General features: G+C 71.1%; 17 protein-coding genes. 11 read left to right on the top strand and 6 right to left on the bottom strand.

Annotated features, from left to right (window positions below; translation table 11 throughout):
- Positions 1-78 precede the first annotated feature (78 nt).
- Entirely contained in the window at positions 79-795 is a 717-nt protein-coding gene (ndgR, locus tag ACZ7J0_RS16915; protein WP_005311436.1) for an IclR family transcriptional regulator NdgR, read from the bottom strand.
- A 140-nt stretch (positions 796-935) separates the two neighbouring features.
- Between ndgR and leuC the strand changes: the two genes are divergently transcribed.
- From leuC to ACZ7J0_RS16895, 4 genes are all read left to right on the top strand, one after another.
- Entirely contained in the window at positions 936-2,360 is a 1,425-nt protein-coding gene (gene leuC / locus ACZ7J0_RS16910; protein WP_470888052.1) for a 3-isopropylmalate dehydratase large subunit, read from the top strand.
- 6 nt (positions 2,361-2,366) lie between these two features.
- The gene (gene leuD, locus ACZ7J0_RS16905; RefSeq protein WP_469119451.1) at positions 2,367-2,960 is read left to right on the top strand and encodes a 3-isopropylmalate dehydratase small subunit; all 594 of its coding nucleotides are present in this window, start codon (positions 2,367-2,369) and stop codon (positions 2,958-2,960) included.
- A gap of 104 nt (positions 2,961-3,064) precedes the next feature.
- Positions 3,065-3,292, top strand: a complete 228-nt coding sequence (locus tag ACZ7J0_RS16900; RefSeq protein ID WP_468706625.1) for an SCO5555 family protein — start codon at positions 3,065-3,067, stop codon at positions 3,290-3,292.
- A 144-nt stretch (positions 3,293-3,436) separates the two neighbouring features.
- Positions 3,437-4,111: an HU family DNA-binding protein gene (locus ACZ7J0_RS16895; protein ID WP_470888050.1), complete on the top strand. Its 675-nt coding sequence runs from the start codon at positions 3,437-3,439 to the stop codon at positions 4,109-4,111.
- A gap of 77 nt (positions 4,112-4,188) precedes the next feature.
- Here the strand turns inward: ACZ7J0_RS16895 and ACZ7J0_RS16890 are convergent, their stop codons facing one another.
- Both ACZ7J0_RS16890 and cofC read right to left on the bottom strand, forming a co-directional pair.
- Positions 4,189-4,392, bottom strand: a complete 204-nt coding sequence (locus tag ACZ7J0_RS16890; protein WP_470888048.1) for a hypothetical protein — start codon at positions 4,390-4,392, stop codon at positions 4,189-4,191.
- Positions 4,393-4,402: 10 nt separating this feature from the next.
- On the bottom strand, positions 4,403-5,050 hold the full coding sequence (gene cofC / locus ACZ7J0_RS16885; RefSeq protein WP_470888046.1) for a 2-phospho-L-lactate guanylyltransferase: 648 nt from the start codon (positions 5,048-5,050) through the stop codon (positions 4,403-4,405).
- A gap of 137 nt (positions 5,051-5,187) precedes the next feature.
- Between cofC and ACZ7J0_RS16880 the strand changes: the two genes are divergently transcribed.
- From ACZ7J0_RS16880 to ACZ7J0_RS16870, 3 genes are all read left to right on the top strand, one after another.
- Positions 5,188-5,940, top strand: coding sequence for a lysophospholipid acyltransferase family protein (locus ACZ7J0_RS16880; RefSeq protein ID WP_470888044.1), 753 nt, complete (start codon positions 5,188-5,190; stop codon positions 5,938-5,940).
- A complete protein-coding gene (locus ACZ7J0_RS16875; protein WP_470888042.1) occupies positions 5,937-6,947 on the top strand; it encodes an NAD(P)H-dependent glycerol-3-phosphate dehydrogenase in 1,011 nt (336 codons plus the stop codon). The genes ACZ7J0_RS16880 and ACZ7J0_RS16875 overlap by 4 nt, the downstream gene beginning before the upstream one ends.
- A gap of 119 nt (positions 6,948-7,066) precedes the next feature.
- Positions 7,067-8,215, top strand: a complete 1,149-nt coding sequence (locus ACZ7J0_RS16870) for a D-alanine--D-alanine ligase family protein (RefSeq protein WP_470888040.1) — start codon at positions 7,067-7,069, stop codon at positions 8,213-8,215.
- Between the two features lie 21 nt (positions 8,216-8,236).
- Here the strand turns inward: ACZ7J0_RS16870 and ACZ7J0_RS16865 are convergent, their stop codons facing one another.
- Together ACZ7J0_RS16865 and ACZ7J0_RS16860 are read right to left on the bottom strand one after the other, a co-directional pair.
- The gene (locus tag ACZ7J0_RS16865) at positions 8,237-8,728 is read right to left on the bottom strand and encodes a DUF3515 domain-containing protein (protein WP_470888038.1); all 492 of its coding nucleotides are present in this window, start codon (positions 8,726-8,728) and stop codon (positions 8,237-8,239) included.
- Between the two features lie 20 nt (positions 8,729-8,748).
- Positions 8,749-8,982, bottom strand: a complete 234-nt coding sequence (locus ACZ7J0_RS16860) for an Lrp/AsnC family transcriptional regulator (RefSeq protein WP_017947604.1) — start codon at positions 8,980-8,982, stop codon at positions 8,749-8,751.
- A gap of 293 nt (positions 8,983-9,275) precedes the next feature.
- On the opposite strand from ACZ7J0_RS16860, the gene ACZ7J0_RS16855 reads away from it, so the two are divergent.
- Both ACZ7J0_RS16855 and thiD read left to right on the top strand, forming a co-directional pair.
- Positions 9,276-10,238 (top strand): thiamine-phosphate kinase, encoded by a 963-nt coding sequence (locus ACZ7J0_RS16855; protein ID WP_468706607.1) that lies wholly within the window; start codon positions 9,276-9,278, stop codon positions 10,236-10,238.
- A complete protein-coding gene (gene thiD / locus ACZ7J0_RS16850) occupies positions 10,235-11,050 on the top strand; it encodes a bifunctional hydroxymethylpyrimidine kinase/phosphomethylpyrimidine kinase (protein ID WP_470888036.1) in 816 nt (271 codons plus the stop codon). The genes ACZ7J0_RS16855 and thiD overlap by 4 nt, the downstream gene beginning before the upstream one ends.
- Before the next feature lie 81 nt (positions 11,051-11,131).
- Here the strand turns inward: thiD and rpmB are convergent, their stop codons facing one another.
- On the bottom strand, positions 11,132-11,317 hold the full coding sequence (gene rpmB, locus ACZ7J0_RS16845) for a 50S ribosomal protein L28 (RefSeq protein ID WP_003957616.1): 186 nt from the start codon (positions 11,315-11,317) through the stop codon (positions 11,132-11,134).
- Positions 11,318-11,577: 260 nt separating this feature from the next.
- Between rpmB and ACZ7J0_RS16840 the strand changes: the two genes are divergently transcribed.
- On the top strand, positions 11,578-13,224 hold the full coding sequence (locus ACZ7J0_RS16840) for a DAK2 domain-containing protein (RefSeq protein ID WP_470888034.1): 1,647 nt from the start codon (positions 11,578-11,580) through the stop codon (positions 13,222-13,224).
- A 72-nt stretch (positions 13,225-13,296) separates the two neighbouring features.
- Entirely contained in the window at positions 13,297-15,507 is a 2,211-nt protein-coding gene (recG, locus tag ACZ7J0_RS16835; protein WP_470888032.1) for an ATP-dependent DNA helicase RecG, read from the top strand.
- The last annotated feature ends 65 nt before the right edge of the window (positions 15,508-15,572 follow it).

Genomic DNA, 15,572 nt, shown 5'->3' with positions numbered 1-15,572 from the left:
TTCGTGGTGAGTCCAACTCCGGCCCACCGCTGCGGCGTTGAAGCGGTGAACCGGATGGGGAAGGAGTGACGGCGGACGTCAGCCGTTGCGGCGCAGCGCCTCGGAGAGACGGGCGGCCGCGTCGATCACCGCTTGGGCGTGCATGCGGCCAGGGTGGCGGGTCAGGCGCTCGATCGGGCCCGACACCGACACGGCGGCCACCACGCGGTTGGACGGGCCGCGGACGGGCGCGGAGACGGACGCGACGCCCGGCTCCCGCTCGCCGATCGACTGGGCCCAGCCGCGGCGCCGTACGCCCGACAGGGCCGTCGCCGTGAAGCGGGCGCCCTGAAGGCCGCGGTGGAGCCGCTCGGGCTCCTCCCAGGCCATCAGGATCTGCGCCGAGGAGCCGGCCTTCATCGTGAGGGTGGAGCCGACCGGCACGGTGTCCCGCAATCCGGACAGCCGCTCCGCCGCGGCGACACAGATGCGCATGTCGCCCTGGCGCCGGTAGAGCTGCGCGCTCTCGCCGGTCACATCACGGAGGTGGGTCAGTACCGGTCCCGCCGTGGCCAGCAGACGGTCCTCACCGGCCGCGGCGGCGAGCTCCGCCAGCCGCGGTCCGAGGATGAACCGGCCCTGCATGTCCCTCGCCACCATCCGGTGGTGTTCCAGTGCCACGGCAAGGCGATGTGCCGTGGGTCGTGCGAGCCCTGTCGCCGCGACCAGCCCGGCGAGGGTGGCCGGACCGGACTCCAGTGCGCTCAATACCAGAGCTGCCTTGTCGAGAACGCCGACGCCGCTAGAGTTGTCCATGCAACGATACTCGCGTCTCACTCTGTGAAACGCAAGTTCAATTTCGCCGGTAACTTGCGACCCTGGAGTAGCGGCCGCACAACGGCCCGCGAAACGGGTCTCTAGTTGTGCCGGCGTAGACGCCGGCCGGAGGGAAAGCGATGGGTAGGACACTCGCGGAGAAGGTCTGGGACGACCATGTCGTCCGGCGCGCCGAGGGCGAGCCCGACCTCCTCTTCATCGATCTGCACCTGCTGCACGAGGTGACCAGCCCGCAGGCCTTCGACGGCCTCCGCCAGAACGGCCGCCACGTGCGGCGCCTCGACCTCACCATCGCGACCGAGGACCACAACACCCCCACGATCGACATCGACAAGCCGATCGCGGATCCGGTTTCCCGGGCGCAGTTGGAGACGCTGCGCAAGAACTGCGCCGACTTCGGCGTGCGGCTGCACCCGCTGGGCGATGTCGAGCAGGGTGTCGTCCACGTCGTGGGACCGCAGCTGGGCCTGACCCAGCCCGGCACCACCGTCGTCTGCGGTGACTCGCACACCTCCACCCACGGCGCTTTCGGCGCCCTGGCCTTCGGTATCGGCACCAGCCAGGTCGAGCACGTCCTGGCCACCCAGACGCTGCCGCTGGCCCGCCCCAAGACCATGGCCATCACCATCGACGGCGAACTGCCCGAGGACGTGACCGCCAAGGACCTGATCCTGGCGATCATCGCCAGGATCGGCACCGGCGGCGGCCAGGGCTACATCCTGGAGTACCGCGGCTCCGCCATCGAGAAGCTCTCGATGGAGGCCCGGATGACCATCTGCAACATGTCGATCGAGGCCGGCGCCCGCGCGGGCATGATCGCTCCGGACGAGACGACCTTCGCCTATCTGAAGGGCCGCGCCCACGCCCCCGAGGGCGAGGACTGGGACGCCGCCGTCGCGTACTGGAAGACGCTGCGCTCCGACGACGACGCGGTCTTCGACGCCGAGGTCGTCATCGACGCCGCCTCGCTGGCGCCGTTCGTCACCTGGGGCACCAACCCCGGCCAGGGCGCGCCGCTGTCCGCCTCGGTCCCCGACCCGGCTTCGTACGAAGACGCTTCGGAGCGCAACGCCGCCGAAAAGGCCCTGGAGTACATGGGGTTGGCCGCCGGCCAGCCGCTGCGCGACATCAAGGTCGACACCGTCTTCGTAGGCTCCTGCACCAACGGCCGGATCGAGGACCTGCGTGCGGTGGCCGGCATCATCGGCGGCCGCAAAGTCGCCGACGGCGTACGGATGCTGGTGGTCCCCGGTTCGGTCCGCGTGGCCCTGCAGGCGGTCGAGGAGGGTCTGGACAAGGTCTTCAAGGAGGCCGGCGCCGAATGGCGGCACGCGGGCTGCTCGATGTGCCTGGGAATGAACCCCGACCAACTGGCGCCCGGTGAGCGTTCCGCGTCCACCTCCAACCGCAACTTCGAGGGCCGCCAGGGCAAGGGTGGCCGCACCCACCTGGTCTCGCCCCAGGTCGCCGCCGCCACCGCGGTACTGGGCCATCTGGCCTCCCCGGCCGATCTGTCCGACGTCTCTACGCCCGCGGGGGTCTGAGGAACCATGGAAGCTTTCACCACGCACACCGGCCGGGCCGTTCCGCTGCGCCGCAGCAACGTCGACACCGACCAGATCATCCCCGCCCACTGGCTGAAGAAGGTCACCCGCGACGGGTTCGAGGACGGCCTGTTCGAGGCCTGGCGCAAGGACGCCGACTTCGTGCTCAACCGCCCCGAGCGGCAGGGCGCCACGGTCCTGGTCGCCGGCCCCGACTTCGGCACCGGCTCGTCCCGTGAGCACGCCGTCTGGGCGCTGCAGAACTACGGCTTCAAGACCGTCATCTCCAGCCGCTTCGCCGACATCTTCCGTGGCAACTCGCTGAAGAACGGGCTGCTCACCGTCGTGCTGGAGCAGGAAGTCGTCGACGCGCTCTGGGAGCTGACCGACGCCGACCCGACGGCCGAGATCACCGTCGACTTGGAGCGCCGCAAGGTGCTGGCCGCCGGAATCGACGCGGACTTCGAGCTGGACGAGAACGCCCGCTGGCGACTGCTGAACGGGCTGGACGACATCAGCCTCACCCTTCAGAACGAAGCCGACATCGCGGCTTACGAGGCCTCCCGACCGGCCTTCAAGCCTCGTACAATTACGGCCTGAGCAGCGCTTTTCCACGACTGCGCCCCCCACCGTCCGGTGGGGGGCGCAGTCGCTTGTTGAGACCCCGTCGGGCGACAACTCGCCCTAGATGGCACAATCGGTGCATGGAACGCGACAGCCAACTCGAGCTCTACGAGGCAGTCGCCGCCCGATTGAAGGAAGCGCACACAAGAGTGCGCTCACTGCAAGTCCCGGAGGGCGTAAGGATGGCGCTGTCCCGGAAGCTGCTGGTCGTGACGGCAGCGGCGAAGCACGATCTCGAGGACGCGGCCACGCGTCTGGACCGGTTGATGAAGGACCTCGACGAGGGCCGATTCCCTGAAGGCGACTGACACCCCGGAACTCCGCAACGCGCTCTCATCGTTGCGGCACTAGGGTGATTAGACCGTTTCGTGTTTGATTTGCGGTATATATCTGCCTAACGTGCGAAAAAGCTTGAACACTTTCGTTCTGGCAATGTCTCCGAAGGGGAAGACGTGAACAAGGCGCAGCTCGTAGAAGCGATTGCCGACAAGCTCGGCGGCCGTCAGCAGGCCGCGGACGCTGTCGACGCGGTACTCGACGCGATCGTCCGTGCCACCGTCTCCGGCGACCGGGTGTCGGTCACCGGGTTCGGCTCGTTCGAGAAGGTCGACCGTCCGGCGCGGTACGCCCGCAACCCGCAGACCGGTGAGCGCGTCCGGGTCAAGAAGACCTCCGTCCCCCGCTTCCGTGCGGGACAGGGCTTCAAGGACCTGGTGAGCGGCACGAAGAAGCTCCCCAAGGGCGGCGAGGTCTCCGTCAAGAAGGCCCCCAAGGGCAGCCTTTCGGGCCCGCCCCCCACCATCTCCAAGACCGCCGGCAAGAAGGCCGCCGCCAAGAAGACCTCCGCCGCGGCCGCGAAGAAGACGGCGGCGAAGAAGGCCACGCCGGCCGCGAAGAAGACCACGGCCGCGGCGAAGAAGACCACCGCCAAGAAGACCACGGCGAAGAAGACGACGACCGCCGCCAAGAAGGCGACCCCGGCGAAGAAGACCGCCGCAGGCGCCGCCAAGAAGACCACCGCCAAGAAGACCGCCCCGGCGAAGAAGGCCACGGCGAAGAAGGCGCCCGCGAAGAAGACCACCTCGCGCACGACCACCGCCAAGAAGACCACCGCGCGCAAGAAGTAAGCGGCACAAGGTCATAGGGCCACTCACGCGCCGGGCCGGGCTCCCCTCGGGGGAGCCCGGCCCGCGGCGTTCCGGTCTCAGAAGGTCTGCAGCGTCACCAGCGTGACGCGCAGCGCCGCGCCCTCGCCCTCGGTCTCGATGCGCACCCGCTGCCCCGGCCGCAGCAGCCGCAGGCCGCCGGCGTCGAAGGCCTCGGCGCCGAAGTCCACGGGTGTGCCGTCGTCGAGCAGCACACTTCCGCTGCGGGATTCGGAGTCGTACGTATACGCGGTCGCCTGCATGAACGGCAGCCTATCCGGCCGCGCGCTGCCAGCGGGCCGCCGTCCAGGGACCGACACCGAGTTCCAGGGCTCTGGCCAGATCCTCCCCGGTGTCCACGTCCCGGCGGACGGAATCCACCAGGGCAAGCCGGATTTCCACCGCGCCCGAGGACAAATGCCGATGCCGGGAAGAGCCACCGAATGCGGGCCGCAATTCCACCCCGGGAGCGGCCGAGAGGAATGTTGTGCCGATTTCTGCGGCATCAGCCAGAAAGCACCTCGGAAATTGACCGGCCACGTCCAGGACCCGGGTCAGTTCCGCGGACCGCAGCGCGGGAAGATCGGCATTGAGCGCCGCGACCCGGGCGCCCGGCCTCCTCTCCCGTACCGCTCGCGCCCCGTGCGCGAGCGCCGCGTTGAGACCGGCGGCCGGGGAGTCGGGCACGATCCGGGCCCCCAGCGCGACCAGCGCCGCCGACGCCGCCGAATCGTCCGTGACGACCACCACATCCCGCACGCGCGGACAAGCGAGCGCCGCCGCCACCGTGTCCTGCGCGAAAGCCAGCGCGAGACGCGGCCGCAGCAGCGCCCCCGCGGCCTCGGCGAGCCTGCTCTTCGCCAGCGCGAGGGGCTTCAGCGGCACGACCAGGGACCAGCCGTCGTCCGGATCCGTGTTCATCGCGGCCCATTGTGGCCCGGAGGCGCCACAACCCGGACGGCCGGGCCCGGAGGCGGGGCGTACGGTGTTCTCGACAGACCAGGAGCCTGGGGCGACACTTGACCCCCGGCAGGCCAGTTCCAGAGGAAGGTGTCCGAGTGTCCCGCCGCAGAATCGGCTTCTGGTACCGCCTTGCGGCGGTCATCGCAAAACCGCCGTTGGTGGTTCTGTTCAAGCGGGACTGGCGGGGAATGGAGCACATTCCGGCCGACGGCGGATTCATCACCGCGGTCAACCACAACTCGTACCTGGACCCGCTGTCCTACGCGCACTGGCAGTACAACACCGGACGCGTGCCGCGCTTTCTGGCAAAAGCCGCCCTCTTCAAGGGCGCGTTCGTCGGCATGATGCTCCGCGGCACCGGACAGATCCCCGTCTACCGCGAGACCACCAACGCGCTGGACGCCTTCCGCGCCGCCGTCGCCGCGATCGAGAAGGGCGAATGCGTCGCCTTCTACCCCGAGGGCACGCTCACCCGGGACCCCGCGATGTGGCCGATGGCCGGCAAGACCGGCGCCGCCCGCGTCGCCCTGCTCACCAAGGCCCCCGTCATCCCGGTCGCCCAGTGGGGCGCCAACCTGGCCATGCCGCCGTACGCGAGGGAGAACAAGCTCAGCCTGTTCCCGCGCAAGACGCTGATCGTGCAGGCCGGGCCGCCCGTCGACCTCTCCCGGTTCTACGACCGGGAACCCACGCCCGACGTACTGCGCGAGGCCACCGAGGTCATCATGGCCGCGATCACCGTGCAGCTGGAGGGCGTACGGGGCGAGAAGGCCCCCCACCAGCCGTACGACCACCGCAAGGCGCGGGCGCAGCAGCGGCTCAAGGCCGCGGAAGAGGAAATGAAGTGACACGACCCGTCAAGGCAGCCGTCTTCGGATCGGGCTCGTGGGGCACCGCCTTCGGCATGGTCCTCGCCGACGCGGGCTGCGAGGTCACCCTCTGGGGCCGCCGCCCCGAGCTCGCCGAGGCCATCAACACCACCCGCACCAACCCCGACTATCTGCCGGGCATCGAACTCCCGCCGAATCTGCGCGCCACCTCGGATCCCTCCGAGGCCGCGCGCGACGCCGACTTCACCGTGCTCGCCGTGCCGTCCCAGACGCTGCGCGCCAACCTCGCCGCCTGGGCGCCCGAGCTGGCCCCCGGCACCGTCCTCGTGTCCCTGATGAAGGGCGTCGAACTCGGCACCGCCAAGCGGATGAGCGAGGTGATCCAGGAGGTCGCCGACGTCACGGCCGACCGTGTCGCCGTCGTCACCGGACCCAATCTCGCCAAGGAGATCGCCAGCCGCATGCCGGCCGCCGCCGTCGTCGCCTGCAGCGACGAAGCGGTCGCCCAGCGTCTCCAGGCCGCCTGCCACACCCCGTACTTCCGGCCGTACACCAACACCGATGTCGTCGGCTGCGAACTCGGCGGCGCGGTCAAGAACGTCATCGGTCTCGCCGTCGGCATCGCGGACGGCATGGGCCTCGGCGACAACGCCAAGGGCTCCCTCATCACCCGCGGTCTCGCCGAAACCACCCGGCTCGGCCTCGCGATGGGCGCCGACCCCCTGACCTTCTCCGGCCTCGCCGGTCTCGGCGACCTCGTCGCGACCTGCTCCTCGCCGCTCTCCCGCAACCACACCTTCGGCACCAACCTGGGCAGGGGCATGACCCTGCAGGAGACCATCGCGGTCACCAAGCAGACCGCCGAGGGCGTCAAGTCCTGTGAATCCGTGAGCGATCTGGCGCGCCGCCACGGCGTCGACATGCCCATCACGGAGACCGTCGTGGACATCGTCCACGAGGGCAAGCCCCCCGTGGTGGCCCTCAAGGAGCTGATGGGGCGCAGCGCCAAGGCCGAACGCCGCTAGGTCGTGTCCGGTGGGCCCGCCCGGCCGGAAGCGGAACAAGAGGAAGAAGCGGAACAAGCCGTACCGGGGGCGGCGCGGGAATCCCCGTCGGCCCCCCGAGCGGGTAGTCTCAAGCCGATATGAGCAGCGAGAACATCCCCACCAGCCCCGGGCGTAAGCCGCGCGTGGCCGTCGTCTTCGGCGGACGCAGCTCCGAGCACGCCATCTCCGTCGTCACGGCCGGTGCCGTCCTGCGCGCCATCGACCGGACCAAGTACGACGTGCTGCCCATCGGCATCACCACCGACGGCCGCTGGGCGCTGACCGCGGACGACCCGGAGCGGATGGCCATCACCGGCCGCACACTGCCCAGCGTCGACGACCTCGCCGAGTCCGCGGAGGGCGGCGTCGTCCTGCCCGTCGACCCGGCCCGGCGCGATGTCGTCTACAGCGAGCCCGGAGCCGTCCCCAGAGCGCTCGGCGACGTCGACGTCGTCTTCCCGATGCTGCACGGCCCCTACGGCGAGGACGGCACCCTCCAGGGCCTGCTGGAGCTCTCCGGAGTCCCCTACGTCGGCGCGGGCGTGCTCGCCTCGGCGGTCGGCCAGGACAAGGAGTACATGAAGCGGGTCTTCGTCTCCTTCGGCCTGCCCGTCGGCCCCTACGTGGTCATCCGCCCCCGCGAGTGGGAGGCGAACCCGGCCACCGCCCGCAAGAAGATCGTGGAGTTCGCCGCCGACCACGGCTGGCCGCTCTTCGTGAAGCCCGCCCGCGGCGGGTCCTCCATGGGCATCACCAAGGTCGACGACCTGGCCGGGCTCGACGAGGCGATCGAGGAGGCCCGGCGCCACGACCCCAAGATCCTGGTCGAGTCGCTGCTGCGCGGCCGCGAGATCGAGTGCGGCGTGCTGGAGTTCGAGGACGGACCGCGCGCCAGCGTGCCCGCCGAGATCCCGCCCGTCACGGACCACGACTTCTACGACTTCGAGGCCAAGTACATCGACTCGGCGTCCGGGATCGTCCCCGCGCCCCTCGGCGACGAGGCGACGGCCGAGGTGCAGCGGCTCGCCGTCGCCGCGTTCGAGGCGGCGTCCTGCGAGGGCCTGGTCCGCGCGGACTTCTTCCTCACCGAGGAGGGAGAGTTCGTGATCAACGAGATCAACACGATGCCCGGCTTCACGCCGATCTCCATGTACCCGCGGATGTGGCAGGAGAGCGGCGTCAGCTACCCCGAGCTGGTCGACCGGCTGATCCAGGCCGCCCTGCGCCGCTCCACGGGCCTGCGCTGAAGGACGGCCTCGGGGCCCCGGTCAGGAGACCGGGGCCCCGAGGCTGTCGGGAACCGTCTTCTTCACCGCGGCGGCGAGATCCACCAGCGGGCCCACGTCATGCGCGTACCGCTTGTCCAGCGTCACCTCGACATACGCCTTGCGATAGGTCGTCGTGAAGCGCGGCCCGTCGCCCTCCCGCCGCTCCAGCAGCCAGTTGACGCCGTCCGCCTCGACCGCCTGGGACTGGGGATCGCTCATCTTCGCGGGTCGCGTGACGCCGCAGCGCAGTACGATCGCCGCGTCCCCCCACCCGGCGGTGAACTCGGACTCCGGCTCCGGATCGCTCCGGTCGAGCCCCGCCACGGTCGCGGGAAGCTCCTTGTGCAGCGCGCTGCAGAAGGCGGCCTCCTCCGTCGGCGGGCTGGGAACCGGGACCGACGCCTTCGCGTCCGTGGAGGAGCACCCCGAAGCGGCCAGCAGCAGAGCGGCGACGGCGAGGGGCACGCGGACGAGCCGGTGGGAAGAGAACACCGGCCAAGGGTAGACGGGGGCTACAGATGCACGACCGGGCAGGTCAGCGTTCGCGTGATGCCGTCCACCTGCTGGACCTTGGCGACCACCATGCGGCCCAGCTCGTCGACCGTGTCCGCCTGCGCGCGCACGATCACGTCGTAGGGGCCCGTCACGTCCTCTGCCTGGATCACCCCCGGGATCTTGGAGATGGTGTCGGCGACGGTCGACGCCTTGCCCACCTCGGTCTGGATGAGGATGTACGCCTGTACCACGGAACCTCCAGGGCGGCCACGAGGATCTTGTGGGGAGAGAAAGGGACGCCACGGTACCGCGTCGCCGCGGGCCACGGGGAGACCCGCGCGCCCGGAGGCGCCCGCAGCGTGGCGTACGCACGACAGAAGTTGACGGTCGCTTCGACCGTACCCACGGCGGCGACGGCCCGCGACCGCGTGACCCTTGGGGCGCGCGGGACGCGGGGTTACGAGGGGGAGCCCGGTTCCACCGGGCGCACCAGGACCGGCCGACCACTCGGATCGGCCGGCACGACGACAAGAGGTGAGACTCGGTGAAGGGCACAGTCGGCGAGTTGGGGGAGTTCGGGCTCATCAGGGAGCTCACCTCGCGGCTCACCACCACACCGGCGGTACGGATCGGGCCCGGCGACGACGCCGCGGTCGTGTCCGCGCCCGACCGGCGCGTGGTGGCCAGCACGGACATCCTCCTGGAAGGACGTCACTTCCGCCGCGACTGGTCCACGGCGTACGACGTCGGCCGCAAGGCGGCGGCGCAGAACCTCGCCGACATCGCCGCGATGGGAGCCGTACCGACCGCGCTGCTCCTCGGCCTCGTCGTCCCGGCCGAACTCCCCGTCACCTGGCCCACCGAGCTCATGGACGGCCTGCGCGACGAATGCCAGGTCGCCGGCGCGGCAGTGGTCGGCGGCGACGTCGTACGCGGCGACACCATCACCGTCGCCATCACCGCACTCGGGGACCTGCGCAACCACGACCCGGTCACCCGGGGCGGCGCACAGCCCGGCGACGTCGTCGCCTACACCGGCTGGCTCGGCTGGTCCGCGGCCGGCTACGCGGTGCTGTCCCGCGGCTTCCGCTCGCCCCGCGCCTTCGTCGAGGCGCACCGGCGGCCCGAGCCGCCCTACCACGCGGGCCCCGCGGCCGCCGGGCTCGGCGCCACCGCCATGTGCGACGTCAGCGACGGCCTGATCGCCGACCTCGGCCACATCGCGGAGGCCAGCAAGGTCCGCATCGACCTGCGTTCCGGCGCGATCGACATCCCCACCCAGATGAACGACATCGGGCAGGCCGTCGGCGTCGACCCGCTGCAGTGGGTCCTGACCGGGGGAGAGGACCACGCGATCGTCGCGACCTTCCCGCCGGACGTGAAGCTGCCCGCCCGCTGGAAGGTCATCGGCGAGGTGCTCAACCCCTCGGCGCTGCCCCAGGTGACCGTGGACGGCGCGCCCTGGACCAGCACGGGCGGATGGGACCACTTCGGAGAATCCGAATGACCTCCCGTACGCCGACCCGGGTGCCTCCCCGGGTCCTGACCGTCGCCGGATCCGACTCCGGCGGCGGGGCGGGCGTCCAGGCCGACCTCAAGACCATGCTCGCGCTCGGCACCCACGGCATGAGCGTGATCACCGCCGTCACCGCGCAGAACTCCCTCGGCGTCCAAGGCGCGTGGGAACTCCCGGTGGAGGCCGTACGGGCCCAGTACCGCAGCGTCGTCGACGACATCGGCGTCCAGGCGGTGAAGACCGGCATGCTGGCGTCGGCGGCCCTCGTCGAGGCGGTGGCCGAACTGCTCGCCACCACCGACGCCCCGGCGGTCGTGGATCCGGTGGGCGTCTCCAAGCACGGAGACGCCCTCCTCGCGGCGTCCGCGCTCGATTCCGTACGGACGAAGCTGCTGCCGGCCGCGACCGTGGCCACACCCAATCTGGACGAGGTGGCTCAGCTGACCGGTGTGCGGGTGGTGGACGAGGGCGACCTGCGGGTGGCCGCCGAGGCCGTCCTGTCGTACGGGCCGCGCTGGGCGCTGATCAAGGGCGGCCATCTGCCCACCGGAGCCGATGCCGTGGACCTGCTCACGGACGGCACGGAGGAGCACTGGCTGCGGGCGCCGCGGCTCGACAACCGGCACACGCACGGCACCGGCTGCACGCTCGCCTCGGCGATCGCGGCCGGGCTGGCGAAGGGGCTCACGGTCCCGGAAGCGGTGACGGCGGCCAAGGAGTACGTGACGGGCGCGATCGCGGCGGGGTTCGCCCTGGGGGGCGGCATCGGCCCGGTCGACCACGCGTGGAGATGGCGTTCGTAGGTACGGCAAAAAGCCGGTCCACCGAGGTGGACCGGCTTTTCAAGGCAACCGCAGAGGCTGCGCTACGACGGAACGTCGCGGTTAGCGCGAGACCTTGCCGGCCTTGATGCACGAGGTGCAGACGTTGAGCCGCTTCGGCGTCCGACCGACCACGGCACGCACACGCTGGATGTTCGGGTTCCAGCGACGAGACGTACGGCGGTGCGAGTGCGAAATGTTGTTGCCGAAGCCCGGCCCCTTGCCGCAGACGTCGCAGTTGGCAGCCACGGGTCACTCCAAAGACTTCAGGTGCACTTACAGTGAAATCCGGCGTGCCGGAATCAGATCGAAGTGACTGAAGTGGCAGTGCCGGGGGAATGGCCCGACTTTCATCGGGCAACCGAAGCAGCATACAACGGCCGCTTCGATGGAACGAAACTACCATGGCTTGCCCGCCTCCCGCCCCGGCCCCATGTCCTGACCGGGGCACCTGAGGTCTACGCTGCGGTGCAGCCCGCCCCCGAAAGCCGATCAAGGAGGCCCGCCAGGTGCCGCAGACCCTCGACGCCGCAGCGGTCCGTACCTGGAGCTCACTGGCGCTGGAGGCGCTCGGCCGGGAGCGCGAGGAGATCGACGCGATCAATGTCTATCCGGTCGCGGACGGGGACACCGGGACCAATCTCTACCTGACCGTGGAATCGGCCGCCCAGGCCGTCGAGGCGCTCTTCGCCGCCTCCGGTACGGGCCCCGCGGAGCCCGACGCCGCCGACGCCGTACGGGCCATGGCCCACGGCGCCCTGATCGGAGCCCGCGGCAACTCGGGGACGATCCTGTCGCAGCTGCTGCGCGGCATGGCGGAGGTCCTGTCGACCGGCAGTGACGCACATCACCTCGTACGGGCCCTGTCCACGGCGGCGCACTCGGCGCGCGACGCGGTCGCCCACCCCGTCGAGGGGACGATCCTCAGCGTGGCCACGGCGGCGGCGGCCGAGGCGGCCGGGGACGACCTCGCGGCCGTGGCCCGCAGCGCGTACGAAGGGGCCCGCGCAGCCCTCGACGCCACCCCCGGGCAGCTCGCCGTCCTGGAGCGGGCGGGTGTGGTGGACGCGGGCGGACGGGGGCTGGTGACCGTCCTCGGCGCGCTGGTCGAGGCCCTCTCGGGGGAGGCGCCGGCCCGTTCCGTACGGGCGACCAGGAGCGCTCCTCTCCCCGCGGCGCCCCCGTCGTGCGCGGAGGGCGGACCGGCCTTCGAGGTCATCTACCTGCTGGAGGCGGACGACGAGGCCGTCGCGGGGCTGAGGACCCGCCTCGACGGCCTGGGGGACTCGCTCGTCGTCGTGGGCGGCGACGGCCTGTGGAACGTCCACGTCCATGTCGACGACGCGGGGGCGGCTGTGGAGGCCGGCATCGAGGCCGGAAGGCCGTACCGCGTCAGGATCACCCACTTCGGCGCCGGCGCCCAGGGCCCCGGGAACGCCCCGGGGACCGTGGTCACCCCCTCTGCCGCGGACGACGCGGAGGCGGGGGAGCGGGGCAGGCGCGCCGTCGTCGCCGTGCTGCCCGGAGAGGGCCTGGCGGGCCTGTGCGAGGACGCGGGCGCCACGACCGTGCTCGCGAGGCCGGGGGAGACGCCGGAGAGCGGCGCCCTCCTCGACGCGATCCGGCGGGCACACGCCCGCGAGGTCGTGCTGCTGCCCAACGACCCCGAACTGCGGCACACCGCCGCCGCGGCGGCCGAACAGGCCAGGGCGGAGGGCATCCGCGTCGCCCTCGTCCCGACCAGGGCCGCCGTCCAGGGCATCGCCGCCCTCGCCGTCCACGAACCGGACCGCCGCTTCGACGAGGACGTCGTCGCCATGACCGCGGCGGCGGGCGCCACCCGCTATGGCGAACTCGCCGTGGCCGAACGGCAGTCCTTCACCTCGGCGGGCGTGTGCCAGGCCGGCGACGTCCTCGGCCTGATCGACGGCGACGTCGCGGTCATCGGCCACGACCTGGCCGGGACGGCGACGACCGTCCTGGACCGGATGCTGGCGGCGGGCGGCGAACTCGTCACGCTGATCCTGGCGGACGAGGTGCCTCAGGAGCTGTCGGACGCCCTGGAGGCGCATGTGCGCGAGGGCCACCTCGCGGTCGACACCACGACCTACCGGGCGGGAAGGGGCGCGCCGACCCTGCTGATCGGCGTCGAGTGAGACCGGGCCGGGACGCTCGCCGACGGGCTACGACGCGCGGGTACGCGACGGCTGTCGGTGGTGTGGTGTGCAATGGGTCGTGTGTCAGCGCTCGACGAACCCCTGAAGAAGCTGCTCGGAGCCGCCACCGCGAAGGTGATGGACGAGCACCTCGGCCTGCAGACCGTCGGTGACCTTCTGCACCACTACCCCCGGCGCTACGAGGAGCGAGGTCAGCTCACCAAGCTGTCCGAGCTGCCGCTGGACGAGGACGTCACCGTCGTCGCCCAGGTCGCCGACGCCCGGGTGCACACCTTCAACGGCGGCCGCGGCCAGCGGCTGGAGATCACCATCACCGACGGCAGCGGCCGGCTGAGGCTGGTCTTCTTCGGCCGGGGCATCCACAAGCCGCACAAGGAACTCCTGCCGGGCAGCCGCGCGATGTTCGCCGGCAAGGTGTCGGTGTTCAACCGGCAGCTCCAGCTCGCCCACCCCACGTACGCCAAGCTGGGCACCGACAGCGGGGAGACCGAGGTCGACTCCTGGGCCGGCGCGCTGATCCCCATCTACCCGGCCTGCAAGGGTCTGGAGTCCTGGAAGATCGCCAAGGCGGTCGACGCCGTACTGCCCGCCGCCAAGGACGCGGTCGACCCGCTGCCGCCCTCTCTGCGGGAGGGCCGGGGACTCACCGATCTGCCCGACGCGCTGCTCAGGATCCACCGCCCCGGCACCAGGTCCGACATCGCCGACGCCAGGGACCGGTTGAAGTGGGACGAGGCGTTCGTCCTCCAGGTCGCCCTCGCCCGCCGGCGGTACGCGGACACCCAACTCCCCGCCGTGGCAAGGAAACCCGTACCCGGCGGACTCCTCGACGCCTTCGACGCCAAGCTGCCCTTCACCCTCACCGAGGGCCAGCGGCAGGTCACGAAGGAGATCTTCGGCGACCTGGCGACCGAACACCCGATGCACCGGCTGCTCCAGGGCGAGGTCGGCTCCGGAAAGACCATGGTCGCGCTGCGCGCCATGCTCGCCGTCGTCGACGCCGGCGGACAGGCCGCGATGCTCGCGCCCACCGAAGTCCTCGCCCAGCAGCACCACCGCTCGATCACCGAGATGATGGGCGAACTCGCCGAGGGCGGAATGCTCGGCGGCGCCGAGAACGCCACCAAGGTCGTCCTGCTCACCGGCTCCATGGGCACGGCCGCCCGCCGGCAGGCACTGCTCGACCTCGTCACCGGCGAGGCAGGACTCGTCATCGGCACCCACGCGCTGATCGAGGACAAGGTGCAGTTCCACGACCTGGGGCTGGTCGTCGTGGACGAGCAGCACCGCTTCGGCGTGGAGCAGCGCGACGCCCTGCGCGGCAAGGGGAAACAGCCGCCCCACCTTCTGGTCATGACCGCCACCCCCATCCCGCGCACCGTCGCCATGACGGTCTTCGGCGACCTGGAGACCTCGGTCCTGGACCAGCTGCCGGCCGGCCGCTCGCCCATCGCCAGCCATGTCGTCCCGGCGGCCGACAAGCCGCACTTCCTCACGCGCGCCTGGGAGCGCGTGCGCGAGGAAGTGGAGAAGGGACACCAGGCCTACGTGGTGTGCCCGCGCATCGGCGACGGCGACGAGGAGCCCAGGGGCGGGAAGAAGAAATCGGCCGAGACCGCGCCGACCCCTGAGGACCTGGCGGAGAAGCGCCCGCCGCTCGCAGTGCTGGAGATCGCCGACGGGCTCTCCAAGGGCCCCCTCGCGGGGCTCCGCGTCGAAGTCCTGCACGGCAGGATGCAGCCGGACGACAAGGACGACGTCATGCGCCGCTTCGCCGCGGGCGACGTCGACGTGCTCGTCGCCACCACCGTCATCGAGGTCGGCGTGAACGTCCCCAACGCCACCGCGATGGTGATCATGGACGCGGACCGCTTCGGCGTCTCGCAGCTCCACCAGCTGCGCGGCCGCGTCGGCCGCGGCTCCGCCCCCGGGCTGTGCCTGCTCGTCACCGAGATGCCCGAGGCCGGCCCGGCCCGGCAGCGGCTCACCGCGGTCGCCTCCACCCTCGACGGCTTCGAGCTCTCCCGGATCGACCTCGAACAGCGCCGCGAGGGCGACGTCCTCGGACAGGCCCAGTCGGGCGTCCGCTCCTCGCTGCGCGTCCTCTCCGTGATCGAGGACGAGGAGGTCATCGCCGCCGCCCGGGAGGAGGCGGCCGCGGTCGTCCGGGCCGACCCGGACCTCGAGCACCTCCCGGAGCTGCGCACGGCCCTGGACGCGCTGCTCGACAAGGACCGCGAGGAGTACCTGGAGAAGGGCTGACGTGCCCCCCGCCCACAAGCCCATATCGTGGGAGTGACGACAGGTCTCCCCCTGAGGACAAGGAC

The organism is Streptomyces sp. NPDC038280, assembly GCF_055600045.1.
This window is presented reverse-complemented; position numbering and strand designations above follow the sequence as displayed.